The sequence below is a fragment of the Streptomyces genisteinicus genome (assembly GCF_014489615.1).
Lineage (GTDB): Bacteria > Actinomycetota > Actinomycetes > Streptomycetales > Streptomycetaceae > Streptomyces > Streptomyces genisteinicus.
The window spans coordinates 4,460,500-4,487,080 of record NZ_CP060825.1 but is presented as its reverse complement, the minus strand read 5'-3'; the positions used below and the strand labels follow the sequence as shown (position 1 = coordinate 4,487,080).

The window sequence follows — 26,581 nt, the reverse complement described above, 5'->3', positions numbered from 1 at the left end:
AGGACCGAAAAGGGGGACGATCATGCTCAGGAAGAACATCGCGGTCAGAACGCTCGCGGCCGCCGCGGCGCTGACGGTGGCCGCGGTGACCGCCGGCTGTACGGCGCAGGCGGCGACCGACGCCGCCACGGACGCCAAGCCGAGCGCGGCGCCGACGACGTCGCAGCCGTCCGCGGACGCCTCGCCGTCCGCGTCGGCCGAACCGTCTCAGTCCGCTTCGCCCTCGGCGTCGGCGTCGCCCTCGCCGTCCGCGTCCTCGTCCGCCCCGCCGGCCAAGGTGCTGATGGCGCCCGGGGCCAACGGCGAGCAGGTGAAGGAGCTCCAGGCGCGGCTCGCGCAGATCGGCTGGTTCGACGACAAGCCGAACGGCTCGTACGGACCGGTCACCACCACGGCGGTCAAGGGCTTCCAGGGCAAGCGGCAGCTGCCCGTCACCGGCAGCACCGACGAGGTGACCTGGCAGAAGCTGCTGGGCATGACGACGAAGCCGACGCGCGCCGAGCTCGACGGCAAGGACGTCGAGAAGCCGAAGGCGAAGCTGGACCCGCGCTGCATGCAGGGCCGCGTGATGTGCATCAGCAAGACCACGCGCACGCTGTCCTGGATGATCGACGGCAAGGTGCTGTCGACCATGGACGTCCGCTTCGGCTCGCAGTACACGCCGACGCGCGAAGGCGAGTTCAAGGTCGGCTGGAAGTCCCGTGACCACGTGTCGACGATCTACGACACCCCCATGCCCTACGCGATGTTCTTCAGCGGCGGCCAGGCGGTCCACTACTCCTCCGACTTCGCCGCCCGCGGCTACAACGGCGCCTCCCACGGCTGTGTGAACGTCCGCGACAAGGCGGCCGTCGCGGCCCTCTTCGACCAGGTGCGCACCGGCGACAAGGTCGTCATCTACTGGTGAGCCACCCGGGCGGGCACGGCGTGACGGTCCGCGCGCCGTGCCCGCCCGTCGCCGTGGAAACGGCGGCGGGCGGCGGCACGGAGAAACGTTTCGAGCTCGTCGTCGGCCGAGGACACGCGGTCCGTGACGGCAGGTGTGACACTTTCCGGCCGCGTGGCGCAGTATGAAGTGCCGACTGGTCATCGGCCGCGCGAAGAGCCGGGGTTCCCCCCGTACCTGCGGCTCAGCGCACCCGGCGCGGGCGGGACACGTTCCCCCGGTCCCGCCCGCGCCCTTTCCCTCCCCCGAGCACACGGCGCGTCACGCGCCCGCCGCCCGCACCGGGACCGGGGCGGGCCCGTGAGACGGGAAACCCGCCGAAGGCACGGCAGCACGGCACACGCAGCGACGCGACGCGCCGCAGGAGCCGGAGGGTCAGAGCAGGGGCGCGGTCACGGCCGACGCCAGGGCCTTCACCGTGTCGGCCGGCGGGGCGGGCACGACGCCCCCGGGAGCCGGCGCCGGGCGCCAGGACACGGGAGGCGCGAGGAGGCCGGCGTCGTCCTTGCCCCAGCCGCCGCCCGAGTCCCCGCCGCCGGAGCCGCGGTCCTCGTCGGAGTCCCCGTGGCCGCCGTCGCCCCATCCTCCGCCGGAGGATCCGGTGCCGAGCACCCGGTCGCAGAACTTCTTGACCCCGTCGGGGCCGTCGGCCAGTTCCTCCAGGCGCTTCCTGCGCTCGGGGTCGATGCGTCCGCTGCGGTAGGCCTTGCAGGTCTCGACGATCCGGCGGCGCACGTCGGCGTCGTCCTTGCCGGGGCTCGAACCGGGCGTGGTCGGCGCGGCGTCGTCGCCGCCCCGGCCGTCGGTCGCGGGTGGGGAGGTCCGGGCCCCGGGGGCCGATTCCGTCGGGCCGCCGCTCGGGGTGGGCGCGGAGGGCGGGGTGGTGACGGGGCCGGGCGGCAGCGAGAACCCGTCGCCGTGCTGCCCGTCCGGGCTCCTGGTCTCCAGCGGGCCGGGGGTCGCCGCGGCCGTGACGGAGGACGCCGGCACGGGGGCGTGGTCGCGGTGGAACGGGGTGGGCAGCACGCCGGTGCCCGCGGCGACGGCGACCCCGCCGAGCGCACACCCCGCGAGTGCCGCCACGATCCCGAAGCGCAGCGGCCGGCCGAAGCGCAGCGGGCGGACGGGAACGCCGGTGCGGGAGACGGTCACGGTGCCGAGGGAGGCGCCCGCCGGAGCGGCCGCGTCGGATCTCGCCTTGCGGAACGCGGCCAGGGCGGCCGCCTCGCCGGGCAGTTCGCCGTCGTCGAAACGGTGGGCGTAGGCGCCCGCGCCGCGCAGCGCGGCGCCGAGCCGGGCCGCCTGCAAACGGGCGTGTTCGTCGGCGGCCCGGACAGGTTCGCCGCGCAGCAGTTGCTCCGCCGCGTCCCTGTCAAGCCACTCGTAGCGCTCGTCCGCCATCACATGTCCTTCTGCGTCCGCGTCCGCGAATGCGTCACACCGGCGGAGGTGGGGGTTCCGGTGCTGCGGGCGCGTTGTGGGGGGAGTCCGTTGAGGTCACCGGCCTGTTCGTCACCGCCGTCGGGGGCCGGCGGGCCGCTCGTGGGCCGGAGGTGCGCGGGGGCGGGCGGGACGTCCGGGACGGGTGCGCCGTGGGTGCTCTCCAGCAGCTCGGCGAGGCGCTTGAGTCCCCGGTGGGCGGCGGTGCGGACGGCACCCGGCCGCTTGCCGAGGGTCTGCGCGGCGCTCTTGGCGTCCAGCCCGACGACCACGCGGAGCACGACGGCCTCGGCCTGGTCCTGGGGCAGTTGGGCTATCAGCGCCATGGTGCTGCCGGTGCTGATGGATTCCATCGCCTCGGCGACGGTGTCCGACTCGGCGGGCTTCCCGGTCAGTTCGGTCTCGTCCCCGCCGACGGCCGGCCTGCGGCCCCGCATGCGGATGTGGTCCAGCGCGCGGTTGCGGGCGATGCGGGCGGCCCAGCCCCGGAAGCGGTCCGCGTCGCCGCTGAAGCGGTCGAGGTCCCGGGATATCTGGAGCCACGCCTCGGAGGCGACGTCCTCGGCGTCCGCGTCGCCGACGAGCGTGCGCACATAGCCGATCAGCCGCGGGTGCACGGCGCGGTACACAGTCCGGAAGGCGTCCTCGTCCCCGTCCTGAGCCGCGAGCACCGCGGTGGTCAGCTCCGCGTCGTCCCCCAGCACTACCTCATACCTGTCTGAATCGCAGCTGGTCACCACTGCCGCGCCACCCTGCGCGAACCAGCACGCTACGTCCTTTTCCGGGTGCCCGTCCATGCCTAGTACAACCGGCAACAACCTAACAACGCGGTGCGGTGTGACAGAAAACGCATGCACGGCGCTGAGAGGAGTACGGGGTGCCACTGTCACCCCGTCCGAACGACGACCGGGGCCTCTCCTGTGGGGGGTGGCGGCCCCGGTCGTCCTTCATGATCGCCTCGACGAGTGTGATCACGAAGGGGTCCGCGTGCGGGACGCTGCGGCGAACCGTAGGCAATCCGTGATGCTTTCGAGACGCCCCGCCCGCTCCGGAAGAGGCCCGGCGCTCCGGAGAAAGTCCGGAGCGGCTGCCGGTGGGACCGGGGAGGTCCGGACCGCGGAGGTCCGGACCGGGAACGGCCGGGCTGCGGGATCAGGGCACCTGGCGCACGACGCGGTGGCGCAGGTAGACGAACTTCCCGTTGAAGGTGCGCGTCTCGACGAGTTCCAGATCCACCCGGCGCTCGCTCCTCGGGAAGTACGGGATGCCGCCGCCGACCATCACCGGGTAGACGATGGTGCGGTACTCGTCGATGAGATCCGCGGCGGCGGCCTCCGCGGCCAGGGTGGCGCCGCCGATGGCGATGTCGCCCTCCCCCGGCTCGGCCCTCAGCCGCTCGATCTCCTCGGCCACGCTGCCGGAGGCGAGACGGGCCCCCCGTCCCTGGACCTCCGTCAGCGTCCTGGAGAACACCACCTTCGGCAGCGGGTTCCAGAGCTCGGTCCACACCCGTTCGTCGGCGCCGAGTTCCGGGTCGTTCTCGGCGGTCTCCCAGTAGAGCATCGTCTCGTAGAGCCGCCGCCCCAGCAGGTGGACGCCGACTCCCCGGATGTCGTCGATCCAGAAGCGGAAGACGTCCGGGTCGGGCGCCGACCAGTCGAAGCCGCCGTCCGGTCCGACGATGTATCCGTCGAGCGAGACATTCATCGAATAGGTCACGTTGCGCATCGCACGTCCTCCTCGGGTGACGGGTTCCGACAGTACGACCGGCGGGCGCCCCCGGACTCATCGCGACGCGCGAAGCGGGCCGGCGGGAGTCGACGGGCGGGGAGTTGACGGGCGGAAGCCGGCGCCCGGAGAAGAGCGCGGACAGCGGGCTGCGGGCCGCCGCGCCGAAGCGCGGCGGCCCGCAGGTGTGCCGCTGCCGTCACTCCCCTCCGGTCAGCCGCTGGTGCAGGCCTTGCCGCCGAGGGTGAAGGCCGCCGGGGCGCTGTTGCCGCCCGACCAGCTGCCGGTGAACCCGAAGCTCGCCGTCCCGCCGGGAGCCACGCCGCCGTTCCAGGCGACGTTGGAGGCGGTGACGACGGCGCCGGTCTGCTGATGGGCCGCGTTCCACATCTGGGTGATCTTCTGGCCCTGCCCGAACGACCAGCCCAGCTGCCAGCCGTTCAGCGCGGTGGTGCCCTTGTTGGTGAGGGTCACGTCGGCCTGGAAGCCGCCCGACCACTGATTGGTGATCTTGTAGCTCACCGCGCAGACCGCGGTCGGGTCCGGGTCCGTGGGGTCGGTCGGGTCGGTGGGATCGGTCGGGTCCGTCGGGTCGGTGCCGCCGCCCTCGGCCGTGTCGCCGTAGATGATGCCGCGTCCGTTGGTCGCGATGTACACCCGGCCGAAGACCCTCGGGTCACCGGTGATCGATGCGCCCGTCCAGCCCCACTGGTGGGCGTCGTCGTTGATGCGGACCCAGGTCGCGCCCTTGTCGGTGGAGCGGTAGATCCCGCGCTTCCCGTCGATCTGTGCGCTGATGAAGATCGTCTGGTACGCGGCGCCCGTGGCCGCCTTGCCGAAGCCGACGGCGTCCGCCTCCTGGACACCCGTCACCTTGGTGAAGGTGGTGCCCGAGTCGGTGGAGTGCCACAGCCCGTAGGTGCCGTTCTCCTTGCCGCCCGCGAGCCAGATGTCGCCCTCGGCGCCGGGCACGGCCTTGAAGCGGACGTTGCCCTCCGCCGGGAGACCGGTCGCCTTCGCGGCGAAGGTCGCGCCGCCGTCGGTGGACACGTAGAAGGTGCCGGCCTTGAAGCCGTAGAACTTCCGCGGGTTCTTGCGGTCGGACTCGACGATCGCGTCCGCCGGTATGCCGGTGGACGCCGTCCAGGAGGTGCCGAATCCGGTGGTGCGGTGCACTCCGGTCCCGGCCGGGCTCCACACGAAGGCGCTTCCGTCGGCCGCCGCCGCCACCGTGCCGCCGCCGGTCACACCGGAGGGCTGGGAGCCGGCGAACCAGTTGGCTCCGTTGTCGGTCGAGAAGCCGACGTTCTGGGTGGTGTCGCCGTGGCCGACGCGCACCACGGTGTTCGGGCTCGCCTCCGCGAAGTCGAGGCTGGTGGTGCCGCTCATGTTCGGGGAGCGGAACATCATCGCCGGCACCGCGTCGAGGCTGGTGTGGCGGAAGCCGCCGAGGTCGAGCATGCCGCTGAGCAGCGGGGCGCCGGAGGGCGGGCTCGCCAGGTCGTTGACCGCGGTCTCCTCCAGCCCCTTGATCATGGGTTTGATGCCGAACGTGCCGCCGGTGTCCCAGGCGGTGAGGTTCTCGGTGCCGTAGATCGTGGCCCCGGTGCCGTACATCATGCGGTTGGAGTCGAACGGGTCGATCTCCAGCGCCTCGGTCATCCAGCCGAGCTTGGGCGCGGTCTCCGGCGGCGACGGGTTGCCGCCCCACGACAGCCACGGCACCGAGGAGATGTCCTGCGTGTAGTGGTTGACCCGGTTCGGGTAGCCGTTGTACTCCCAGGCCTGCTTCCAGGTCGCTCCGCTGTCGGTCGAGCGGAAGATCTGGGTGTCCGGGAACCAGGAGCTGTAGGCGGTGGCCATGAGAGTGCCGGGCTTCTGGCGGTCGACGCTCAGTCCGCTGAAGCCGTAGTAGGTGTCGGCCTCGGCGACCGGGCTGACGTCCGTCCACGCGCCGGTCGCGGTGGTGTAGCGGTAGACGCGGCCCTTGCCGCCGTCGTACGGGCCGCCGGTGTCGCTGAGCGTCACGAACAACTGGCCGGTGGCGGAGTCCAGTACGCCCTTGTGGGCGAGGTAGCCGGTCGGCTGCCCGGCGACCCGGGACCAGGTGGTGCCGCCGTCCGTCGAGCGGTAGACCGCGTTCTCCTTGTCGGCGACGCCGACGTAGATGTCCTTGGTCACGCTGCCCGCGGCGGAGGAGCGCTCGTCGAAGGTGACCCAGACGACGCCCTGGATGTCGTTGCCGTAGCCGCTGGTGTCGGACGGGTCCTGGGCGTAGTTGCCCGGGTTGGGGAAGGACGCCACCTGGGACCAGGTGACGCCGGAGTCCGTGGAGCGCCAGAGGCCCTTGCCGCTGGGGGCGCCGAAGTAGAGGACGGAGTTCTTGTTCGGGTCGACGGCGAGGCGTTCGCCCATGCCGCGGCCGGGCATGTTGCCGCCCAGCTTGAAGGGGAGCGGGGTGGCCTGCCAGGTCGCGCCGCGGTCGGCGGAGCGCAGGATCGCGCCGTTGGTCGGGTCCCAGTCGTTGGTGTACGTGCCGACGGCGGCGTACACCTTGGCGGGCTGCACGGGGTCGGAGGCGATGCTGGCGACGCCGGTCCAGCCCCAGCGGTCCCAGTCGACCCAGTCCAGCAGCGGCTTCCACTGCTTGCCGGACTGGTCCCAGCGGTAGGCGCCGCCGATGTCGGTGCGGGCGTAGGCGAGGTTCTTCTCGGTCCGGTTGAAGACGATGCCGGGCACGAAGCCGCCGCCGTCGATCCGGACGTTCTTCCAGGTGTAGGCCGGGTCGGCGGCAGCAGCGGCCCCCGGCACCGACTTCGTCGACACATCGGATGCCTTGGCGGTGCCGACCGCCTGCGGGGCGGCGGGCGGGTGGGGCGAGGGGCGGGCCGCGGAGGCGGGGCCGGCGGTGAACAGCCCCGCCGTCATGGCGAGTGCCGCCACCACGACGGCGGCTGGTCTGGCGCGTAGGCGCACGGGAGAGTCCTCTCCGAGCGGGACCGCCAACGGGGGCGGTGTGCGGGTGACGTGGAGATGGGAGCGCTCCCATGTGGCGTCCTCGATGGTAGCGGCGCGGCGGGTGGGGGTGAAGAGTCGTGCGCCACTCATCGGATGACTGGGGGGGCTCAACTCCGTTGACGGGCACGGCCGGAGCCGCACCGCCGCGGCACGAGCCGCCCCCGGGGCGGGGGTTCGCGCACCGCCCGGAGCGGATGACGGCAGCCGGGGGCGGTCGCCTCGGCGGAGGCGCCCGCCCCCGGCTCACCGTCGTCTCAGCCGAAGTGCGCGCCCGCCGGCTCGCCGGCCGCGGTGGTCCCGGTCCCGGCACCGGTCCCGGTGTCGGTCCGGGAGGGGTTGCGGATCACGAGGAACGCGATGACGGCCGAGGCCAGGCTGAGCCCGGCGGCCCACCAGAACGCGGTGGTGTACCCCTCGATGTCGGCCGCGAGGCGGTCGACGGACGGGTCGGCCGCGAAGGTCTCCCGCAGGGACTCGGCGTAGAACGTCGACAGGAGTGCGATGCCGACCGATCCGCCCACCTGCTGGGCGGTGTTGACCATCGCGGACGCGGCGCCCGCGTCGCCCGGGTCGACCCGGGCGGTGCCGACGGCGAAGGTGGTCGGGAAGAGGATGCCCGCGCCGAGCCCCGCGGCGACGAGGCCGGGGAGGACGCCGCCGGCGTACCCGGAGCCGGTGTCCAGCTGCGCGAGCAGCAGCGATCCGAGGGCGGCCAGGGCCAGACCCGTGGAGATCAGGACGCGCGGCCCGACCTTGTTCAGCAGCACGCCCGCGGTGACGCCCGAGGCGATCATGATCGCGATGTTGAGGGGCATGAACGCGAGCCCGCTCTTCCACGGCGAGTAGTGCAGGTTCTGCTGGAGGTAGAAGGTCAGGAAGAGGAAGACGCCGAACATCGTGACGCCCAGGGCGCCGATCGCGAACCAGGCCCCGGCACGGCTCCGGTCCGCGAGGAGGCGCAGCGGCAGCAGGGCGTGGTCGCTGCGCTGCTCGATCAGCACGAACGCGGCGAGGAGCACGGCGCCGAGAACGAGCACGGCGAGGGTCGTCGTCGAGCCCCAGCCCTCGGTCTCCGCCCGGGAGACGCCCAGCACCAGCGCGAAGAGGCCCGCGGTGGCGGTGAGGGCGCCGGGCAGGTCGAGGACCTTGCGGGCATGGTTCGTCTCGTCCTTGCGGATCGTGCGGACACCGAGCAGGGCGACGACCGCGAAGACGATGTTGACGTACAGGCACCAGCGCCAGGACAGGAGGTCGGTCAGGACACCGCCGAGGAGCAGTCCGGCACCGGCGCCGACGCCGGCGATCGCGCTGAAGACGCCGAACGCCTTGTTGCGCTCGGCGGGTTCGGTGAACGTCACGGCGACGGTGGCGAGCGCGGCGGGGGCGAGGACCGCTCCGAAGACGCCCTGGCCCACCCGCGCGGCTATGAGGGTCTCGAAGTTCTGCGCGGCGCCGCCGAGTGCCGAGGCGAGGGCGAAGCCGGTCAGGCCGACGGCGAACAGGCGGCGGCGGCCGAAGAGGTCCCCGAGACGGCCGCCGAGGAGGAGCAGGGCTCCGAAGGCGATCGCGTACGAGCTGACGACCCACTGCCGGTCCTCGACGGAGAATCCGAGGTCGGCCTGGGCGGAGGGCAGGGCGATGTTCACGATGGTCGCGTCGAGGACGACCATCAGCTGGGCGACGCCGACGACGGCCAGCACCAGCCATTTGCGGCGGGGATCGGAATGCGGGGACAAGGGCTTGCGCCCTCCTTCCAGACGAGTGGACACGTGGTCCATCAGGTGGTTGGAGGTCGCGCTCATGCCCTAGCGTCCGACCGAACCGGCGAGCCGACGTCAGTCGGTTGAGGCAAGGCCGGCTTTCTGCGTCGAGGAGTGTAGGCACAGCGCCGCATACACGTCAAAGCGCCACATACGGTGATCCACCGGTGACCCGCCACGCCCTCCCCGCGCCCCCGGGCGGTCCGGGCCGCGGTGGCCCCGGCCCGCCCGGACGCCGCACCGCCCGGGGTGCGGGCGGTGCGGCCTGCGTGACCGTGCCGGTCACTCCCGTCCGGCACCCGCCAGCGCGGGCTCCTCGGACGCGGGCTCGGGCTCGGCCGCCTTGCGCGGGCCGGGGGTGGCCCGGGGAACGATCGCCGGGACGCCCTTGCCCTGCGCGGCGCGGCGGGCGATCCACAGGTCGGCGAAGAGGTTGAGGAGCAGGCCGGCCGCGCCCCAGATCCCGATGGTGAGCAGGTGGCCGCCGATGGCGTCGCCGCCGAAGTACACCAGGTCACGGGCCGTGCCCACGGCCGCCGGGAGCGGCAGCACGTCGTGCAGGGTGCGGAAGACCTCGGGGACCATGGCGAGCGGCAGGCCGCCGCCGGAGGCCGGGACGCCGAGCAGCATCAGCACCACCATCACCGGGACGATCGCGGCGAGGCCGAAGAGGCGGGTGAAGGCGTTGGCGGCCAGCGAGACGCAGAAGATCGTCAGCGCCCCGATGCCGATCAGCGCCCCGGCGTGGCCGTTGACCGCGCCGATCATGACGTCGAAGAGCAGCCAGAGCCACAGCGCCATGCCGGCCGACCAGCCGGCCAGCTTGGCCGCGAACTGGCGGGTGCGGCGCAGTTCGGGGGCGCCGCCGCGCAGCACGGCGGCGATCAGGAAGCCCGCCATGATCCAGGACATGCCGACGTAGAGGCTGTTGGTGCCCATGGTGTCGTCGGCGGTGAGCGGTTCCAGGTCGGTGGTGGTGAGTGCGGCCTGCTGCCCCTGGGCGACCTGGGTGAAGGTGCTGGTCAGGATGGTCTGCTGGCTGCTGCCCGCGCCGGAGGCGCCGAGCAGTCCGGCCGGGCCGCCCGCCTCGGTGGGCAGGACGTAGGCGCCGGCGATCTCCTGGTCCCTGATCAGGTCGGCCGCCTCGTCGGCGGAGTCCAGCGCGCGCAGGTCGAACATGACCCCGAGCGAGGGCTCCATCCCGGCCACGGCCTGTTCGGCCTGCTGCTGGGTGGCGCCGACGACGGCGACCGGCATGTCCCGCACCTGCGGCTTGTGCATGGAGCCGGCCATCAGGCCGACGACGCAGAGCAGGATCGCCATCGGGAAGGCGAAGGCCGCGATGTAGCGGGCGCGCGGGGAGCGGACCGGACCGCCGGCGAGGGCGGGGAGCGGCAGGGAGGAGTCGGTGGCGGGCGGGGCGGCGGGTATCGCGAGGCCGGAGCGGCGTTCCTTGAGGAGGGAGAGCGCGAGGGCGGCGACGGCCCAGGCGCCGAGCGTCAGCAGGTGGCTGCCGATGCCGCGTCCGTCGAAGTAGATCAGCGAGCGCATGGACTCGCCGGCCGCCGGGAGCGGCAGCACGCCGTGGAGCCACTGGAAGAAGCCCGGCATGGTGTGGACGGAGAGCGAGAGGTTCGACGACGGCATGCCGAAGACGACCCAGAGCAGCATGCCGAAGAGCACGGCGAGCGGCCCGACCAGCTTGGTGAAGAGGAGCTGGGTGAGGGCGACGGCTCCGGTGGCGAGCATGCCGATGCCGAGGAAGTGCAGGTAGTGGCCTTCGACGGCGCCGACCACGGGGCCGAGCAGGACCCAGATCAGGGTGCTGGTCAGCGCGGACCAGCCGAGCATCAGCGGGACGAAGCGGCGCAGCGTCAGCAGGTAGGGCAGCGACATGGTGAGGATGCTGAGCGGCACGTAGCCGGCGAGCATCATGCCCATGCCGGCGAAGAGCACGGCGGTGCCGGAGAGGTCGCCCGGTGCGACCGGGGCCACGTCCTCGGTGGTGGTGGTCCAGCCGTTCTCGACGGCGACCGGGGCGAGGAGCTGCTGGACGGTGCCGGCCTGGGAGGCTCCGGCGGCGCCCGCGGTGTAGACGACGGCCTCCGTGGCGCCCTGGGCGGGCGGCAGCAGGGCGCCGCTGATCTCGCGGTCCTTCAGCAGGTCGACGGCCTCGTCCCCGGTGGCGACGGTCCGGACGTAGAGCGCGCCGCCGGCGGCCTTCTCGATGCCGTCGGCGAGCGCCCGGGCAGGGGCGCCTGCGCCGACGACGGCGACGGGCATGTCGCGCGGCGCCGGATCGTGCATGGTCCCGACGTACGTGGCGTACATCATCGTGACCATCAGGAAGGGCATCGCGAAGAGCGCCACATAGCGGCCTATGCGGGTCTTCCGGTCCTCCTCGGGGACGGCGGGGCCGCCGCCCGGGGCGGTCTCCGGTTCCTGTGCGCGCTCCGGTGCTCCGGGGCTCGGCGATTCCACGTGGGGACTCCTGGCAGAGGGGGTCGGGGGCCGTCGGCGCCTCGTGGTCGCACCCGCCGCACCGCGGGGAAGGACACCGACTCCACCCACTGTAAGTCATGTGACTTAAAAACTGGGTCATGGGCTAGTTTGGATGCCGCCGACCCCCGCCCCACCTGGGAGGACCCGCCGTCGTGGCCAGATCCGACGCCAGCCGCACCGCCCTGCTCGACGCCGCCGAACGGCTCTTCGCCGAGTCCGGCATCGCCCAGGTCTCGGACCGGAAGATCGCGGAGGCGGCGGGCAACAGCAACCACTCGGCCGTGGGCTACTACTTCGGCGGGCGCGACGGCATGCTCCGCGCCCTGCTCACCCGCCATCTCACCGGGCAGGAGGACAGCAGGCGACGGCACTTCGACGCCTCCGGCTCCCTCCTGGGCGACGTCCGCAGCCTGGTGCTGCCCGCCACCGAGGAGCTGGCCCGCCTCGCCGCCGAAGCGGGCCCCGGGGGAGCGACCTGGCGCGCCCGGTTCGTGTCCGCCGCCCTCCACGACCCGCAGACCGTCGCCCTCTACCGGGAGCTCGGCGACACCGCCCCGGCCGCCCGCGCGGTGATCCGTTCCATCGCCTCGCGCATCGACGACCTGCCCGCCGAGGTGGTGCGGGCCCGCGCCGGGCTGATGACGCACGTCATCGCCTCGACCTGCGCCGAGTACGAGGAGAAGTGCGCCCGGGAGGGCACCACACCGGACTGGCGGGCGACCGGACGCTTCCTGGCGGACGCCATCGCCGGCCTGCTGCGGGCACCGGTCAGCACCGACTGAGGCCGTGACCGCGCGGGGCCGCCCGGGGCCGCCCCGGGCAGGATGGCGCGCATGACCGACGACGCGGACACGATCCTCACCCTGCCGAAGGGCGCGAGCGGATTCTCGGAGCAGGGGACGGGCCGCTCCCGGTGACCGACCTGCGGCTCTTCCGCCGCGCCCTGTACGCGGCCGCCCGCGCCGCCGGGGGCGGGGCCGGTGACGTCGAACGGCAGACGTACCCGCTGAGTTTCCACACCTCGGCCGTCACCCGCCGCGAGGGCGGACACGTCGTCCTGTGCCACGCCCACCACCCGTGGATCGCCTTCGCCACGGAGCGCCGGAACTGGTACACGGACCAGTTCGCGGACCCGCCGCCGTGGGCGGGGGCCTTCGCGGAGGCGGGGTTCACCGTCCTCGGGCGCGCCCGCCTCCTGACCCCGCTCACCGCGGTGGACACCTCGGTCCTGTCGAAGGCCGAGTGGCGCAACGTGCGCGCCTACGGCGTCGACACGCTCGGCGGCGTCCTCTTCAACGCCTGGGACTGATACGGCTTCAACGCCTGGGACTGAGCGGCTTCAACGCCTGGGACTGATGCGGCCCGCTCAGCCGCGGCCCCGCCGCCGTACGAAAGCGGCGGCGAGCAGGAACGCGACGGCCGTGAGCTCGGACCACAGGAGCAGCAGGGCGTCCAGCCCGCCCGCGCGGGAGCCGAGGACCGCCATCAGGGGGAACGTGGCCAGGCCGACGAGGAGCCCCGCCCCGGTGACCGCGGTCAGCGCCGGGGGCGTCCGGCCCAGGCACCGCTCGGTGCGGCGCAGCCACCACCACGCGGCGTGCAGGGCGACGGCGCCCGCCAGGGCGAGCACCAGCACGATCGCCGTCAGGACCACGGGTGTCCCCGCCGGGTGCCGCGACGTGCTCTGCCGGTCGGAGCCCTGCCACAGCAGTACGGGATCGCCCCGCCACAGCGTCGCCGCGACCCGGTCGCCCGGACGGACCTCCGACAGGAACGGGCGCACCCCCTCGAAGTCGGCCCGCCCCCGCCAGCCGCCGTCGGCGCTGCCCTCGACCCAGCCCTTCGACGAGCGCCCGCGCTGCACGTGGACGTCGTCCACGGTCAGCCGGACGCTGCGGACGCACTCCTCGCCCGGCACCACGTCCGGTCCCTCGCAGTGGTGAGCCGAGACGAACGCCCGCTCGTCCGCCACCGCCCCGGGCACGGCGGCCAGCACCACGGCCCCCGCGACGAGCGCGGCGACGCCCGCCACGGCCGCAAGCCATCCCTGCAGACGGAGCCGGCGCCGCGTCCGGTCCCTGTCCCCTGCGCCCCCCGTGCCGCGTCGGCCCATGACCGCGCCCCCTCTCCCCCGGCTGTCACGGCCCATCGTGGCAGCGGGTGGGCCGCGGGTTCACTGCCCGGCCCCGGCAGTGTTCCTGCGCCCGGAGTGCCGGAGCCGTCACGTCCGGTCCGTCCGGTGCCGGTGAATCCTGCCCGAACCCGGCAACCGGGCGCGGTGGTTGACTGCCCGGCCCAGGGCCTGCGGGAGCGGCCTCGGCCCCCGTAGCGTCGTCCTCGGCGGCGTCCGGGGCACGGGCCCCGCAGACGAGGGAGGCGGAGAAGGTGGACTGGAACGAGCCTGTGTTCAAGCGCAGCAAGTGGGGCACCAGCCGCTACGTCTACAACGCGGAGAACCCGCTCGGGATGGCGCTGATCGTCCTGAGCGTCATCGTCACCGTGATCGGGCTGGTGATGATGCAGACCCGGTCGGGCCCCTTCGCGATGGACGACCGCCCGGCCCCGGCGCCCAACCCGTCCGTCTACGTGCCGGACGCGTATCTGCCGGACATGGACGCACCCGCCGACCCGACGGCCTCTTCGGACGTGCCGACTCCCTGATCCTCCTCGTGTCCGCGGCCGGCGGGTCCGGGCAGCTCGCACCAGACCGTCTTGTCACCGGCCCCCTGCTCGACGCCCCACCGCAGGCTGAGCGCGTCGAGCAGGGCGAGACCGCGCCCGCCCTCGTCGTCCTCGGCCGCGCTCCGCAGCACGGGCAGCGCACGGGGGTCGGGGTCGGTGATCTCCAGCCGCATCCGGCTCCGGTCGCAGGTCACCCGGAGCGAGACCGGCGTCCCGTGGCCGACGTGACGGATCACGTTGGTGAGCAACTCGTCGGCGCAGAGCTGGAGATCGCCGCCGTACGCGCGCAGCAGGCGGCGCGCGGCGGGGACGGACTCCGGCGTCGCGAGCAGGTCGAGGGCGAGGACGGACACGGGCGGCCTCATCGCTCGACCCCCTTGAGCAGGGCGGCGGTCAGCGCCCGCGCGGTGAGCACGTTGCAGTTGCCGAGGGAGACCAGGGGCCGGGTCGGGTAGCGGGAGGCGAACGTCGGCAGGTCGACGCCGAGGGACGGGAGCGTGATGCCGTGCGCGGCGAGGGCCGCCCTCAGCTCCTCGGCGCAGGCGTCCGCGTCGGGGTGGTGATCGTGGGTGGGGGGCAAGGGGTCACACCTTCCAGTGCGCTGGGTGACGAACTGCTCACACCCTGGCGCGGTGCCGCGTACCGTGAAAAGCCGTTCGGAGCCCCGCCCTGAACTGCGGTGACGCGGGACGCGGTGGGTATCGGGCGTGGACATCCCCGGGAAACGGCACCAGGAGCGGTGAACGATGGGACAGCGCAAGGACATCGACGGCGCGGCGAGCGTCCCCACCTTCTACGGCAAGGAACTGCGGTGGAAGCGCGAGGAGGCGGGCCTGACGCTCACCCAGCTCGTGGAGGGCAGCTTCTACGGCCCGAGCCACCTCAGCGAGATCGAACGCGGGGAGCGCCGGATGCCGGCCGAACTGGCCTCGCACGTGGACCGGGTGCTCGGCACGGACGGGTTCTTCCAGCGCCGCTGCGAGGACGTGCGGAACGCGCGGCGGCGCGGGCACGCGCGGTACTTCGAGCGGGTACTGGAGGCGGAGAAGCACACGGAGTCCATCGAGGAGTGGTGCCCGACGCTGATCCCGGGGTTGTTGCAGACGGACGCGTATGCGCGGGCGGTGGTGCGGGCAGCACATCCCATGGCGCCGGACGCGGACGTCGAGGAGAAGGTCAGCGCCCGGATGGCGCGGGCCAGCCTGTTTGAGGAGGATCACCAGTCTCCGGACTACTGGGCGATCCTGCCCGAATCGCTGCTGAGGCAACCAATCCTGGCCCCCGAGCAAGCAGCCGAACAGCTTTTGCACATCACGGCCTTGGCCAAGCAGCGACAGATCGTTACCCAAGTACTTCCAGGGAACTGTGGGGCGCACCCTCTGATGCTCGGCACCGCCATGATCATGGCCTTCCCTGACGCACCGACTCTCGTGTACACGGAAGCGCAGTACAGCGGGGACACCATCGACGATCCGGCCCTCGTGAAGCAGTACCGCAAGGCATACGATCGGCTGAGGGCCGCCGCGCTGCCGCCGGAGGCGTCCCTCGCCCTGATCGAGCGAGCGGCTGAGGATCACCGACATGGCAAGCACGGCAATTGACCTGAGCACGGCCGTCTGGCGCAAGTCCAGCTACAGCAACGGGACCGGCGGCGACTGCGTCGAGGTCGCCGAGGCGTTCCCCGGCGCGGCCGCCTGGCGCAAGTCCACGTACAGCAACGGCGACGGCGGCAACTGCGTCGAGGTGTGCGACGCGCACCCCGGCGTCGTCCCCGTGCGCGACTCCAAGGTCCCCCACGGCCCGGTTCTCACGATCGCCGGGCCCGCGTGGACCGCCTTCATCACCTCGCTCACGGGCGACGACGCATAACACCGGCCAACCAAGCGAGCGGCTGAGGATCACCGACATGGCAAGCACGGCAATCGACCTGAGCACGGCCGTCTGGCGCAAGTCCACGTACAGCAATGGCGACGGGGGCGACTGCGTCGAAGTCGCCGAGGCATTCCCCGGCGCGGCCGCCTGGCGCAAGAGCACTCACAGCAACGGCAGCGGCGGCAACTGCGTCGAGGTGTGCGACGCGCACCCCGGCGTCGTCCCCGTGCGCGACTCCAAGGTCCCCCACGGCCCGGTCCTCACGATCACCGGGCCCGCGTGGACCGCCTTCGTCGCGTCGCTCACGGGGGACGACGCGTAGAGAAGCCTCCGCCTCTCCGGCACCCGGTGGCGGGTCGGTGCGGTGTTCCGCCTCGGCGGTCGCGTGCCCCCTGGGGGTGAACCCCGCCCCCCGGTCTGCGAGTGCCCATCATGGCCACTGTGCGGCCCGCTGGGCGCCCCCGGGCGTCGCGGGCACGCCCTTCCTCTTGTCGGAAGCGCGCCTGAAGGGCCCAGCGGGCCTTTCTTGGGCCCTGGTTGCGGTGGGGTCGACGCGGCACGTCAGCTGCAAGCGTCCTGGATCGCGGCGGCAGCGAAGTGGTCGGAAGGATTCGCTGCCGCGCGCGGGCGGTCGCGTTCGGGCGTGCGGGGCGCGCCGCTGGGGCGTGTTCCACTCGTAACCAGTAGTCATCCCAGTTGAACTGTCACATGGGACTCTCACCAGGAACTCTCACTTGAGCTATCAATTGGACATCTTCATCACCCGCTGAGACGTCCATGATCAAGAGCTATCGCGCCGCGCCCGCGAAAGCTGAATCGTTTGAGTGACGCGCCATCAGATGGCTAGCGTTCCGGGCATGAAGACGACAGCAGGCGCCGACCTGAACATGCAGGACGCGAAGGCAACCGGACGGGATACCCGCACGGCTGTGCTCAAGCGCTCGATCCGTGCGAACGTTCCGCTGCGCAAGACGTTCGTGCAGGCGAATGCGGGGGGTGACAGCCGGCACGGGCCTTTGAAGGAGTTCGTGACCGGAAGGGACCTGCGGGGCCTGAAGGCGTACTTGCTCATCGTGGCCGCATGCAGCAACGGGGACAACGGCTGGTCGACCACGCACGACAGCTTGGTGTGGGCGCGGATGCTGGACATCCTGGACACGGCCCTGCCGCAGTCCGCCCGTACCGGCGCCTGGCGGACCCTGGACCGGCTGCGGGAGCGCAAGCTGATCACCTGCCGCCGCAGCGGGACCATGATCACCGTCACCCTCCTGCGCGAGGACGGCACCGGGAAACCGTACGAACGCCCCAAGGGCGGCACCGAAGAGGACCGCTTCCTGCAGATCCCGGCCGCGTTCTGGACGACAGGCCGTGACGAGCAACTGGACCTGCCCGGCCTGGCCATGTTCCTGGTCGTCGCCCGCGAGAAGAACTGGTCGCCCTTCCCGCTGGAGAAGGCCCCGGACTGGTACGGCTGGTCCGCCGACACCCACGAGCGCGGGCTGAACAAGCTCCTCACCCTCGAACTCGTCGAACGACGCGTGAAGTACATCAAGGCGCCGCTCGCCCCGGCCGGCTTCGTCAAGACCTACCAGTACAAGCGCACCGCCGCCGTGCAGCCGCGCAAGACCAGGAAGGCCGTAGCCGCCGTCCGGTGAGCCGGCGGCCCGGCTCGGCCGGTGCCGAGAAGCGCCGGCCCCCGGGACGCCCTTGCGGGGCTAACCCCGCTGACCCCCACTCTCCTGTCCGTCCGGCCCCACCGCGGGGTGCAGACGCCCATGTCCCATGCCCGCCTGCGAACAGGCCGCAGGCACGTCCCGAGGAGGACCACCGAACATGTCCGTCACCACCGACCAGTCCCCGCAGCCGCCGGCCCCACAGCCCTCGGGCACGGATCCGGTGCTGCTCCTGCTGCTGGGGATCGTCGTCGCCCTGGTCCTCGGCGCCACGCTCTACCTGTGCATGGTGCACCCGTCGCTGGCCGCCCCGATCGGCGCCGTGGGCGGGATCGCCTCGGCCCTGGCCACCGCGTTCGGGGTGGCGATCGCGCTGCGCCGACGATGACAGACAGCGTGGCGGAGCAGCGGACGAGCCGGGACGCGGAGGACGCGGGTAGTGACAGCGATCATGACGTTCCGGCAGCGCTCAGGCCTGAACCACCGACTGATCAGCCTTCGGCCCGGTCGGCTCGGGGCCTGATCAGAAGCGGCAGCGCCCTGCCGCGCGAGGAAGACATACCGCTCCACCGGCACCCGGCGCGCCTCTCGGCGGCTGTGGGCGGGCAGGCGAGGTCATCCACCGCCCTCCGACGGGAGGTCGGCCTCGATCACCGTGCGGGTGATCAGGGGCCGGTCCCGCAACGCCAGGATCTCGTTGGCGAGTTCCACGGTCTCCAGCGGGTTGCGCTCGCCGTGGACCTCGATGGCGGCGGCCAGGAGGCCGCGCGGCACCGCGCCCGCGTCGAGGAGGACGCGCCAGTCCTCCGGGGACAGGTCCAGGAACTCCAGGCCGTCGAGGCGGGCGATCTCCAGCGGGTCGGCGAGGGTGCCCGGGTAGGCCGTCAGCGTGCGCAGGCGCGGGAGGCCGAAGAGCGGTGCGAGGCCGACCGGTTCGCCCTCCAGCACGCCGATGCTCAGCGCTTCCAGCCCGGGGTGGGCGGCTGCCTCCACGCTGGGGACGGAGGCACGGTTCACCCAGGCCGTGACCGGCTTTCCGGCGGCGGTGCCCGCGCCGTGTCCGTCCCGGACGCGCCCGTCGAGGACCATGCCGGTGAGGGAGTCGGCGATCAGGCCCGCGCCGATGTTCTCCTCGTGGCTCATCACGATGACCTGCCCGAGGTGTCCGCCGGGCCCGGGGGTCAGGTCGACGGCGATCCGGTCGCCGCCCCCGGTGTCCCCGAAGACGATCCAGCCCGGCGAGCCGACAAGCCCCTGCACGGCCGCGTCGGGACGGGTGTCCACGGCGTCCATCGCCGCGTACTTCCACGGCGCCGGGCGGGAGGCGCTGTCCGCGACGTACACCTCGTCCAGCGGGAGGAGTTCGCAGCCGACCGCCTTCGCCATCCGCGTCGCCGCGTCGTAGTCCTCGCCGAGGTCCTGCCAGCGGGCCCGGACGACCCGGTAGAGCGCCCTCAGCTCCTCGGGCAGCGTGATCCCCAGGCGGGATTCCGTCGCTGCGATCTCGTCGTCGGTGGCGCCGATCGCGTCCGGCAGCCGCTCCCGGAGCGTGCGCTCCAGCAGAGCGGGGTCGGCGCTCGGCGCGGGCCGCGCGTCCGGTGACGGGTCCGGCAGCCGGCGCCAGGGCTCCGGGACGGCCCCCTCGGCCAGCACGAGCGCGCCGACGGGCTGCGACACACCGGACTCGACCGAGGGCCCCAGGTCGATGAAGTGGGCCCGGACCGTGCCCGGGGCGGGGGCCTCCATGACGAAGGAGACGTGGTCGACGCCCTCCTCCACCAGGACGTTCCGCACCTTCTCGACCGCGTCGAACTCCGCCTGCATGTCGCTCACCATGGCCGCCCGGCCGAGCGGGAAGACGGGCCGGGCCACCGGCACGCTCCAACCGCCGCGCCCGACCGTCCCCGTCACGTATCCGCCGGGAGCGGCGAGCCGTTCGGCGTTGTCCTGGAGCATGAGCCGCAGCAGCGGCTCCCAGGTGGTGACGTCGTGTATCGGCGACAACTCTTCCTCCGTGATGTCGTGTGTGGAGCCCGCAGGACGTCGGGGCGTCCGGTCGTCCGGTCGTCATCCGACGGGCAGGCGGCGGCGCCCGGCGATCTCCGCCGCGAGCGCGCCGCCGAGGAGGACGAGACCGAGCAGGGCGGTGAGCCCCGCCGCGACGAGCCCGGAGCGGTCCCCGGGCACGCGGGCCCGGACCTCCTCGCGGGCGGCCGTGCCGGAGCGGTCGTCGAGGAAGGACCGGGAGTCGATCGAGTTCGCCCGGTGGTCGCCGAGCAGGAACAGGCGGCCCTCGGGGACCGTCACGTCGTAGGCCGGGGTTCCGGTGCCTGCGGGATCGCCGTCCATGACGTACGGCTCTGCCAGCGGCTTCCCGTTCACGGTCACCGGCTCCCCCGGCACCTTCACGACCCGGTCGCCGCCGACGCCGACGACCCGCTTCACGGCGGGCATTCCGCCGTACCAGGCGGGCGAGGCGTGCAGCACGACATCGCCCCGCCGCACCTCGACCGGCTCGATCCGCTCCAGAAACACCCTGTCCCCGGGCACGTACGTCGGCCGCATGGCCTCGCCCCGGACCGTGGCGGTCGTGTGCCCGGTGACGACGGACCAGAGGGCTCCCGCCAGCAGCGCCGGCCCCAGTGCCCCCGCGATCCGGGAGACCGCTCTCTTCCTCATGGACGTGCCCACCCCGTCAACTCTCCTCGCACGCCGGGCGTCTCCCGTCGTGCCGTCGTGTCGTCGTGCTCGCGTCGGCCGCGCGGGGGCCGACCGCGGCTCGTGCTCCTCCCGTGCGCGAGGAACGCCGGGACGGCGCCGCCGCCGGTCCCGTACGACCGCGCCGGACCGGTCCCGCGCGGTCGTACGGGACCGGCCCGGCCGGCTCGGGGCCGGATCAGAAGGCGGCAGCGCCCTCCAGGGCCCACCAGTCGCCGTTGTCGCTCGCGACCTTGCGCAGGCCGCCCGTGGCCGTGCCCTGGTACTGGTGCAGCCAGATGCCGTCCGCGGCGTGCAGGTCGGGGCGGCCGTCACCGGAGGTGTCCCCGATGCCGAGGAGGTGCTGCATGCTGTTCCAGCCGCCGTTGCCGATCAGCGTGCGCCCGCCGAGACCCCAGGTCGAGGTGCCCGGGTAGAGCCACAGCTTGCCCGTCGCCTTCTCCCGGGCGATCAGGTCGGGGCGGCCGTCGCCGGTCATGTCGCCCGCGCCGACGAGGGCGTTCATGGAGTTCCAGCCGCCCGAGCCGACGAGCTTGCGCGCGCCGAGGCCGCTGCCGGTGCCGGGGTAGAGCCACAGCTTGCCCGTCGCCTTCTCCACGGCGAAGAGGTCGGAGCGGCCGTCGCCGGTCAGGTCGCCGAACGCGGCGATGCGGCCCATGGAGTTCCAGCCTCCGGAGCCGATCAGCGCGCGCGTGCCGAGGCCGCCGCTGCCGGTGCCGGGGTAGAGCCACAGCTTGCCGGTCGCCTTCTCCCGGGCGATCACGTCCTCCCGGCCGTCGCGGCTGAAGTCGCCGTGCCGCGCGAGCGCGTCGAACGCGTTCCAGCCGCCGGAGCCGATCAACCGCCCGGTGCCGTCGCCCGGCAGGAACCACAGGCGACCGGCCTCGTCCCGCAGCGCGATGTCCGCACGCCGGTCGCCGTTCATGTCGCCGAAGCCGCCCGCCTTGGGTGCGGTCGCCGCCTCCCAGTACGGGTACGCGTCCGTCTCGCACTCGCGCAGCGTGCGCACGAGCTTCATCGAGCTGGTGGAGAGCATGTCCCCGTAGTGGGTCGCGTAGTCGGGGTCCGGGTCGACCCAGTGGTAGCCCGTCGTCCTCGCGTAGTTCGGCTCGTCGTAGAGGCAGGCGATCGAGGACGTCCGGTTGAAGACCGTCTCGATCTTGTTGTCCCAGGACCCGAGCGTGGCCATGCTCGTCTTCGTCTTGAGCATCGGCCCGTTGTAGCCCTGTGCCCCCCAGACGCAGAGGTAGCCCATGGGGCAGTCGCTCCTCGCGGCCTGAGCCGGTGCCGCGCCGGCGCCGAGCACGCCGAGCGAGGCGAGCCCCAGTGTCGTGGCCCACGCGGCCACGCGCCGAAGCAGGGTGTTGCGCATGTGTTCCCTCCCTTTGCGCGGCACGGAGACCTCGCTCGACGTGCCGCGCGAGGAAGATACACCGGCCCGCGGACACCCCTTCGGGCGGAGGGAGGAACGGCGCCGGCGCGGGTCAGGCGCCGCAGCCGCACCCGGCAGGGGCCGTCGCACCGGCCGGATCGAGGGTTCGTTCCCCGGAGGTGCCGGAGCCCGTCGTGCCGCAGCAGGCGCCGGGCGCCGCGCCGGACGTCCCGAGGGTGCCGGCGTCGGCCTTGACCACGTAGACCTCCCAGGGCTCCCGGCCGGGCCCGTGGACCCAGACCTTGTCCTGGAGGGCGTAGCAGCAGGAGGTGTCGTTCTCCTCGAAGGTCGCCAGACCGGCGTCCTTCAGCCGCGCGGTGGCGGCGGTGACGTCGTCGGTGGAGGCGACCTCGACGCCGAGGTGGTCCAGGCGGGTGTCCTCGCCCGGCTCGCCCTCGATGAGGACGAGCTTCAGCGGGGGTTCGGTGACGGCGAAGTTGGCGTAGCCCTCGCGGCGCTTGGCGGGCCCGGTTCCGAAGAGCCGTGAGTAGAAGGCGATCGAGGCTTCGAGGTCGGCGACGCGCAGGGCGAGCTGGACGCGGGACATGGCGGTCTCCCTTCCGGTGCCGCTCCGCTTCCGTATCCGGAACGGCTTGTTTCGACGTCTGTCGATACAGCCGAGCTTGCCACCGGATTCGATGGGCGTCAACATAGAAGAATGTCGAAACAACCTGCTCTTCCGGTGCTCGGCCAGGACGGGGACGTGTGCTGCGCGCCGCTGGTCCGCGAGCCCCTGGGCGAGGACGCCGCGGCCGGGCTGTCGCGGATGTTCAAGGCGCTGTCGGACCCCGTCCGGCTGCGGCTGCTGTCGCTCATCGCCTCCCACGAGGGCGGCGAGGCGTGCGTGTGCGACCTCACCGGCCCGTTCGACGTGTCCCAGCCGACCATCTCCCACCACCTCAAGGTGCTGAGGGAGGCCGGGCTGGTCGGCACCGAGCGGCGCGGGACATGGGTGTACTACTGGGTCCTCCCCGACGCCCTGGCCCAGCTCTCCGCCCTGCTCCGGGCGCCCGCCGTGTCCGCGAAGGCCCCGGTGTGAGCGCGCCGGCGCCGCTGGCCCGGCGTGCGGCCGCCGAAGGACTCGGCACGGCCGCACTCGTCGCCGTGGTCGTCGGCTCCGGCATCCAGGCCGCCGGACTGACCCACGACACGGGTCTCCAGCTGCTGGCCAACTCCCTGGCCACCGTCTTCGGCCTCGGAGTGCTGGTCGCCCTGCTCGGACCGGTGTCCGGGGCCCACTTCAACCCGGCGGTCACCCTGGCCGCCCATGTCACCGGCCGGCGTACCGGCGAGGGTCCCGCACCGCGCGAGGTCGCCGCCTACGTGCCCGCGCAGGTCGTCGGGGCGGTCGCCGGCGCGGTCCTGGCCGACGCCATGTTCGGCGAGCCGGTGATGACGTTCTCCACCACCGAACGGTGGGGCGGACACCTGTGGCTGGCGGAGGCCGTGGCCACCGCCGGGCTGGTCTGCCTCGTCCTGGGCCTGGTCCGCACGGGCCGCACGCACCTGGCGCCGCCGCTGGTCGCCGCGTACATCGGGGCGGCGTACTGGTTCACCTCCTCCACCGCCTTCGCCAATCCGGCCGTGACGATCGGCCGGGCGTTCACCGACACGTTCGCCGGCATCGCCCCGGCGTCCGTCCTGCCGTTCCTCGCCGCGCAGGCCGTCGGCGCCGCCGCCGGCCTGGCCCTGGCGGCCGTCTGCTTCGGGCGCCCGCCCGCCGCGACCGGGAACGACGCCGCACCCGCCCCCGGCGTGCGGCGACCCGCCGCCCCCGCACGTACCGCCGAAGAAAGCGCCGTGACCCGATGAACTCCCCCGCCGCGTCCGTCCTGTTCGTCTGCGTGCACAACGCCGGCCGGTCCCAGATGGCCGCCGCCTTCCTCGCCCGCCTCGGCGGCGACCGGGTGGCGGTCAGGTCCGCCGGCTCCGCGCCCGCCGACAGCGTGAACCCGGCCGTGACCGCGGCCATGGCGGAGGCCGGCATCGACCTCTCGGCCGAGACGCCCAAGATCCTCACCCCCGAGGCCGTGCGGGCCTCGGACGTGGTGATCACCATGGGCTGCGGCGACGCCTGCCCGGTCTTCCCCAGCAAGCGGTACCTGGACTGGCGACTCGACGACCCGGCCGGGCAGGGCGTGGCGGCGGTCCGGCCGATCCGCGACGAGATCGAGCGGCGCGTGCGCGGCCTGCTCGCCGAACTCGGCGTCGAGGCGGCCGCGTGAGGCCCGCCGGGCACGGCACCCGCGTCGCCCCGATGCGGGCGGAGCACGCGGCGGGGGTGCTGGAGGTCTACCGACGGGGCATCGAGGAGGGCGACGCCACGTTCGAGACCACCGCCCCGGACTGGGAGACGTTCGACGCCGCCAAGCTGGACGAGCACCGCCTGGTCGCGCTGGACGAGGACGGCCGGGTCCTGGGCTGGGCAGCCCTGGTGCCGGTCTCCGACCGGTGCGCGTACGCAGGCGTCGTCGAGCACTCGGTGTACGTCCACCCCGACGCGCGCGGTCGCGGAGTGGGTCTGGCCCTGCTGACCGCACTGGTCGACTCCACGGACGCGGCGGGCATCTGGACGGTCCAGTCGGGCATCTTCCCGGAGAACACCGCCAGCCTCGCCCTGCACCGGCGGGCCGGCTTCCGCGTCATCGGCACCCGCGAGCGCATCGGCCGCCACCACGGCAGATGGCGCGACGTGGTCCTCGTCGAGCGCCGCAGCCCCGCCGTGGACTGAGCGCGCGACGGCCGTCGAGGAGGCCGCGTGAGGCCCGCCGGGCACGGCACCCGCGTCGCCCCGATGCGGGCGGAGCACGCGGCCGGGGTGCAGGGACCCAGCACCCGGCAGGCTCGTCAGGCTCGCGACGCGCGGGCCTGGCGCGAGAGCGCGGCCTGGAGGACGCGGCGGCCCTCGGCGGAGACGTCGAGGGCGCGGCGCAGGCCGTTGCCGCCCGGCGGTTCGGCGACGATCTCCAGGATGCGTGTCTGACGCCGGAGTTCACCCGCGACCATCGGGCCCACGCCCTCCGCCGCGCCCTCGTCCCGGCAGCGCGCGAGGAGTTCCGGGCCGCAGTCCCCGATGTCGAAGCGGCGGTGCACCTCCAGCGCCGTGGCCGAACAGCCGTCGGCCCAGGCGTGCAGCGCTCCGGCGTCCCAGTCCGAGGGAGCGGCGGCGAGCATCGCGCGCACCAGGGCGGCGTCCTCGTCGTCGAGCGCGGTGTCCTCCAGGGCCCGGCGTGCGGCGGCAAGTTCGGCCGTCCAGCCCTCCTCGCCGCGGGCGAGGCCCGCCCAGAGCGGGCGCAGCGCCTCGTCGTCCTGGGTGAGGAGCGGCAGGCACCGGTCCAGGCACGCGAGCCCAGCGGCGGCGAGGCCGCGCGCGTCGGCCGCCGCGAGGAGTTCCGTCAGGCTCTTGGAGGTCATGCGTACGCCTTCCGTCCGGGACGAATCACACCCTTGTACCTGTTCGTTCTGCGCCAGGTGGCTCGAATGCGTCACTCCGTGGCCGGAACGTTACCGTCGGCGCAGGCGCGGGTGCCGCACTCGGTTCGCCTGCCGAGGGCTGCGTACGAGTACCTTGCCTGCGTGGCCAGTCGGCAGGCGCGCTCCCCGCGCCTCCGGGAGCACAGCGAGAACCGCCCGAGGAGGCGCTCACCGAATGCAGTCACCGGACCCACGCGACCACCGGCTGCCCGAGGCCGGCGCTCCGGCGCCGCAGCTGCGTGGAGACGCCATGCCGTCCCCGGCCGACACGTCCTCCCCGACCGGGAGCAGCCCCACCGCGGTGCTGTCGACCGACGAGGTCCACGCCGACATCCGTGACGGGAGACGCCACAGCTGACAGCCGTCACCCCGCCGTGCCGCAGGACGCGGGGACCGGGACCGGCCACCCCCGCACCGGCCCTCGGCACCCGACACCGCCGCGATCGGCCGGCTAGTACCCGCGCCCCCGGTCCCCCGCGTGGGCGTTCCGGGCCTGGGCGGGGGACGCCGCCGCACCCACGGCCCTGGCGTGCTGCATGTGCGTCAGGCGGTGGACGAAGAGGGCGGCGACGACGGCGGCCACCAGGTCCAGCAGGCAGGACAGGACGACGAGGTCGGCGGCGGAGACGATCTCGTGGAGCGACTCGGCCCGCTCGTAGCGCCGGTCCGCGAAGCGGGTGGCGAGGGAGGCCGCCACGAACAGACCCCACCAGACGTTCAGCAGCGTGGCGCGCTCGTGGTCGTCGGGGGCGTGCGGGTCGGTGCGGCTGGCGCGCCAGGTCTCGGCGGCGACGCCGCGCGGGATCCAGAAGAACGCGATCGGGATGAACCAGCCGCCCAGCGCCCAGCCGGGACCGCGGGTGAAGCGGTCCGGGGCGAAGATCCCCGCGTTGACGCGGACGCGGTGGAACCAGACGAGGAACACGGGCGCGACGGCCAGCATGGCGAGGAGCTGGGCACCGGAGGTGGCCACCACCAGCATGTCCGCGAAGTCGGCCTCCTCCTGCCCGACGGCGAGGAAACCGCCGTCGGACATGGCGGTCACCACCCGGCGGATGTTGAACGCGGCGAGCGCGGCCGCGATGTCGGTGACGGCGACCAGGCCCAGCAGGATCACCGCGGCGCGTCCCAGCCCGACCGGGGAGCGCAGCTGCCGGTACGTCCCGGGCGCGGCGGGCCGCACGACCACCGGGCTCAGGTTCGGCGTGGCGGAGGCGGCCGCGGGCACGGCGGCGGCTCCGGGCGCGGGCACCGGGGCGGGCGCGGGCGCCCCCGGGCCGGCCTCCGCGGCGGGGTCCTTCACGAGCGACGCCGCCCCCTCGGGCGCGGCCCCCTC

Annotated in this window: 29 protein-coding genes; 14 read left to right on the top strand and 15 right to left on the bottom strand. The window is 73.4% G+C overall.

Going from position 1 to position 26,581, the window contains the following annotated elements; all coding sequences use genetic code 11:
• The first annotated feature begins 22 nt into the window (after positions 1–22).
• Positions 23–907: a L,D-transpeptidase family protein gene (locus tag IAG43_RS19640; protein ID WP_187742006.1), complete on the top strand. Its 885-nt coding sequence runs from the start codon at positions 23–25 to the stop codon at positions 905–907.
• Positions 908–1,321: 414 nt separating this feature from the next.
• On the opposite strand, the gene IAG43_RS19635 is transcribed toward IAG43_RS19640, so the two are convergent.
• The 6 genes from IAG43_RS19635 to IAG43_RS19610 form a co-directional block, all read right to left on the bottom strand.
• A complete protein-coding gene (locus IAG43_RS19635) occupies positions 1,322–2,347 on the bottom strand; it encodes a hypothetical protein (protein WP_187742005.1) in 1,026 nt (341 codons plus the stop codon).
• Entirely contained in the window at positions 2,347–3,090 is a 744-nt protein-coding gene (locus tag IAG43_RS19630; protein ID WP_187742004.1) for an RNA polymerase sigma factor, read from the bottom strand. Before IAG43_RS19630 ends, IAG43_RS19635 begins: the two co-directional genes overlap by 1 nt.
• A gap of 448 nt (positions 3,091–3,538) precedes the next feature.
• Positions 3,539–4,114 carry a dihydrofolate reductase family protein gene (locus IAG43_RS19625; protein ID WP_187742003.1) on the bottom strand — a complete coding sequence of 192 codons (576 nt, stop codon included), beginning with the start codon at positions 4,112–4,114 and terminating at the stop codon, positions 3,539–3,541.
• Positions 4,115–4,327: 213 nt separating this feature from the next.
• Positions 4,328–7,042 carry a cellulose binding domain-containing protein gene (locus IAG43_RS19620; RefSeq protein ID WP_187744544.1) on the bottom strand — a complete coding sequence of 905 codons (2,715 nt, stop codon included), beginning with the start codon at positions 7,040–7,042 and terminating at the stop codon, positions 4,328–4,330.
• A 344-nt stretch (positions 7,043–7,386) separates the two neighbouring features.
• Positions 7,387–8,910 (bottom strand): MFS transporter, encoded by a 1,524-nt coding sequence (locus tag IAG43_RS19615; protein WP_187744543.1) that lies wholly within the window; start codon positions 8,908–8,910, stop codon positions 7,387–7,389.
• A 264-nt stretch (positions 8,911–9,174) separates the two neighbouring features.
• Complete coding sequence (locus tag IAG43_RS19610; RefSeq protein WP_246574433.1) at positions 9,175–11,373, bottom strand: ABC transporter permease; 2,199 nt, start codon at positions 11,371–11,373, stop codon at positions 9,175–9,177.
• 173 nt (positions 11,374–11,546) lie between these two features.
• Between IAG43_RS19610 and IAG43_RS19605 the strand changes: the two genes are divergently transcribed.
• Both IAG43_RS19605 and IAG43_RS19600 read left to right on the top strand, forming a co-directional pair.
• The gene (locus IAG43_RS19605) at positions 11,547–12,176 is read left to right on the top strand and encodes a TetR family transcriptional regulator (RefSeq protein WP_187742002.1); all 630 of its coding nucleotides are present in this window, start codon (positions 11,547–11,549) and stop codon (positions 12,174–12,176) included.
• Between the two features lie 131 nt (positions 12,177–12,307).
• Positions 12,308–12,703, top strand: coding sequence for a hypothetical protein (locus IAG43_RS19600; protein ID WP_246574432.1), 396 nt, complete (start codon positions 12,308–12,310; stop codon positions 12,701–12,703).
• Positions 12,704–12,760: 57 nt separating this feature from the next.
• On the opposite strand, the gene IAG43_RS19595 is transcribed toward IAG43_RS19600, so the two are convergent.
• Positions 12,761–13,426 (bottom strand): hypothetical protein, encoded by a 666-nt coding sequence (locus IAG43_RS19595; RefSeq protein WP_187742001.1) that lies wholly within the window; start codon positions 13,424–13,426, stop codon positions 12,761–12,763.
• A 353-nt stretch (positions 13,427–13,779) separates the two neighbouring features.
• Here IAG43_RS19595 and IAG43_RS19590 point away from each other — a divergent pair, with 353 nt between their 5' ends.
• Positions 13,780–14,055, top strand: coding sequence for a hypothetical protein (locus IAG43_RS19590; RefSeq protein WP_187742000.1), 276 nt, complete (start codon positions 13,780–13,782; stop codon positions 14,053–14,055).
• Here IAG43_RS19590 and IAG43_RS19585 read toward each other — a convergent pair.
• Positions 13,977–14,441 carry an ATP-binding protein gene (locus tag IAG43_RS19585; RefSeq protein ID WP_187741999.1) on the bottom strand — a complete coding sequence of 155 codons (465 nt, stop codon included), beginning with the start codon at positions 14,439–14,441 and terminating at the stop codon, positions 13,977–13,979. The genes IAG43_RS19590 and IAG43_RS19585 overlap by 79 nt on opposite strands.
• Positions 14,438–14,656, bottom strand: a complete 219-nt coding sequence (locus tag IAG43_RS19580; protein ID WP_187741998.1) for a hypothetical protein — start codon at positions 14,654–14,656, stop codon at positions 14,438–14,440. The genes IAG43_RS19585 and IAG43_RS19580 overlap by 4 nt, the downstream gene beginning before the upstream one ends.
• A 166-nt stretch (positions 14,657–14,822) precedes the next feature.
• On the opposite strand from IAG43_RS19580, the gene IAG43_RS19575 reads away from it, so the two are divergent.
• The 5 genes from IAG43_RS19575 (at position 14,823) to IAG43_RS19555 (ending at position 18,009) form a co-directional block, all read left to right on the top strand.
• Positions 14,823–15,677: a helix-turn-helix domain-containing protein gene (locus IAG43_RS19575; RefSeq protein WP_187741997.1), complete on the top strand. Its 855-nt coding sequence runs from the start codon at positions 14,823–14,825 to the stop codon at positions 15,675–15,677.
• Positions 15,658–15,945, top strand: a complete 288-nt coding sequence (locus IAG43_RS19570) for a DUF397 domain-containing protein (protein WP_187741996.1) — start codon at positions 15,658–15,660, stop codon at positions 15,943–15,945. Before IAG43_RS19575 ends, IAG43_RS19570 begins: the two co-directional genes overlap by 20 nt.
• A 37-nt stretch (positions 15,946–15,982) precedes the next feature.
• On the top strand, positions 15,983–16,270 hold the full coding sequence (locus IAG43_RS19565) for a DUF397 domain-containing protein (protein WP_187741995.1): 288 nt from the start codon (positions 15,983–15,985) through the stop codon (positions 16,268–16,270).
• A 535-nt stretch (positions 16,271–16,805) separates the two neighbouring features.
• Positions 16,806–17,603: a hypothetical protein gene (locus tag IAG43_RS19560; protein ID WP_187741994.1), complete on the top strand. Its 798-nt coding sequence runs from the start codon at positions 16,806–16,808 to the stop codon at positions 17,601–17,603.
• A gap of 178 nt (positions 17,604–17,781) precedes the next feature.
• Positions 17,782–18,009, top strand: coding sequence for a hypothetical protein (locus IAG43_RS19555; RefSeq protein WP_187741993.1), 228 nt, complete (start codon positions 17,782–17,784; stop codon positions 18,007–18,009).
• A 227-nt stretch (positions 18,010–18,236) separates the two neighbouring features.
• Here the strand turns inward: IAG43_RS19555 and IAG43_RS19550 are convergent, their stop codons facing one another.
• The 4 genes from IAG43_RS19550 to IAG43_RS19535 form a co-directional block, all read right to left on the bottom strand.
• On the bottom strand, positions 18,237–19,625 hold the full coding sequence (locus tag IAG43_RS19550) for an SMI1/KNR4 family protein (protein ID WP_187741992.1): 1,389 nt from the start codon (positions 19,623–19,625) through the stop codon (positions 18,237–18,239).
• A gap of 63 nt (positions 19,626–19,688) precedes the next feature.
• The gene (lepB, locus tag IAG43_RS19545; RefSeq protein WP_187741991.1) at positions 19,689–20,300 is read right to left on the bottom strand and encodes a signal peptidase I; all 612 of its coding nucleotides are present in this window, start codon (positions 20,298–20,300) and stop codon (positions 19,689–19,691) included.
• 217 nt (positions 20,301–20,517) lie between these two features.
• Positions 20,518–21,711, bottom strand: coding sequence for an FG-GAP-like repeat-containing protein (locus IAG43_RS19540; RefSeq protein ID WP_187741990.1), 1,194 nt, complete (start codon positions 21,709–21,711; stop codon positions 20,518–20,520).
• 112 nt (positions 21,712–21,823) lie between these two features.
• The gene (locus tag IAG43_RS19535; protein ID WP_187741989.1) at positions 21,824–22,318 is read right to left on the bottom strand and encodes an ArsI/CadI family heavy metal resistance metalloenzyme; all 495 of its coding nucleotides are present in this window, start codon (positions 22,316–22,318) and stop codon (positions 21,824–21,826) included.
• Between the two features lie 111 nt (positions 22,319–22,429).
• Between IAG43_RS19535 and IAG43_RS19530 the strand changes: the two genes are divergently transcribed.
• The 4 genes from IAG43_RS19530 to IAG43_RS19515 are packed head-to-tail and all read left to right on the top strand — an operon-like array spanning position 22,430 to position 24,502.
• Positions 22,430–22,810, top strand: a complete 381-nt coding sequence (locus IAG43_RS19530; protein WP_187741988.1) for an ArsR/SmtB family transcription factor — start codon at positions 22,430–22,432, stop codon at positions 22,808–22,810.
• Positions 22,807–23,583, top strand: coding sequence for an aquaporin (locus tag IAG43_RS19525; RefSeq protein ID WP_246574431.1), 777 nt, complete (start codon positions 22,807–22,809; stop codon positions 23,581–23,583). Before IAG43_RS19530 ends, IAG43_RS19525 begins: the two co-directional genes overlap by 4 nt.
• Positions 23,580–23,996: an arsenate reductase ArsC gene (locus tag IAG43_RS19520; RefSeq protein ID WP_187741986.1), complete on the top strand. Its 417-nt coding sequence runs from the start codon at positions 23,580–23,582 to the stop codon at positions 23,994–23,996. The genes IAG43_RS19525 and IAG43_RS19520 overlap by 4 nt, the downstream gene beginning before the upstream one ends.
• 32 nt (positions 23,997–24,028) lie before the next feature.
• Positions 24,029–24,502, top strand: coding sequence for a GNAT family N-acetyltransferase (locus IAG43_RS19515; protein WP_187744542.1), 474 nt, complete (start codon positions 24,029–24,031; stop codon positions 24,500–24,502).
• 116 nt (positions 24,503–24,618) lie between these two features.
• On the opposite strand, the gene IAG43_RS19510 is transcribed toward IAG43_RS19515, so the two are convergent.
• Positions 24,619–25,185: a hypothetical protein gene (locus IAG43_RS19510; RefSeq protein WP_187741985.1), complete on the bottom strand. Its 567-nt coding sequence runs from the start codon at positions 25,183–25,185 to the stop codon at positions 24,619–24,621.
• Between the two features lie 235 nt (positions 25,186–25,420).
• Between IAG43_RS19510 and IAG43_RS19505 the strand changes: the two genes are divergently transcribed.
• Positions 25,421–25,603 carry a hypothetical protein gene (locus IAG43_RS19505; protein WP_187741984.1) on the top strand — a complete coding sequence of 61 codons (183 nt, stop codon included), beginning with the start codon at positions 25,421–25,423 and terminating at the stop codon, positions 25,601–25,603.
• A 93-nt stretch (positions 25,604–25,696) separates the two neighbouring features.
• Here IAG43_RS19505 and IAG43_RS19500 read toward each other — a convergent pair whose 3' ends face one another.
• Positions 25,697–26,548 carry a DUF4328 domain-containing protein gene (locus IAG43_RS19500; RefSeq protein WP_187741983.1) on the bottom strand — a complete coding sequence of 284 codons (852 nt, stop codon included), beginning with the start codon at positions 26,546–26,548 and terminating at the stop codon, positions 25,697–25,699.
• Between the last annotated feature and the right edge of the window lie 33 nt (positions 26,549–26,581).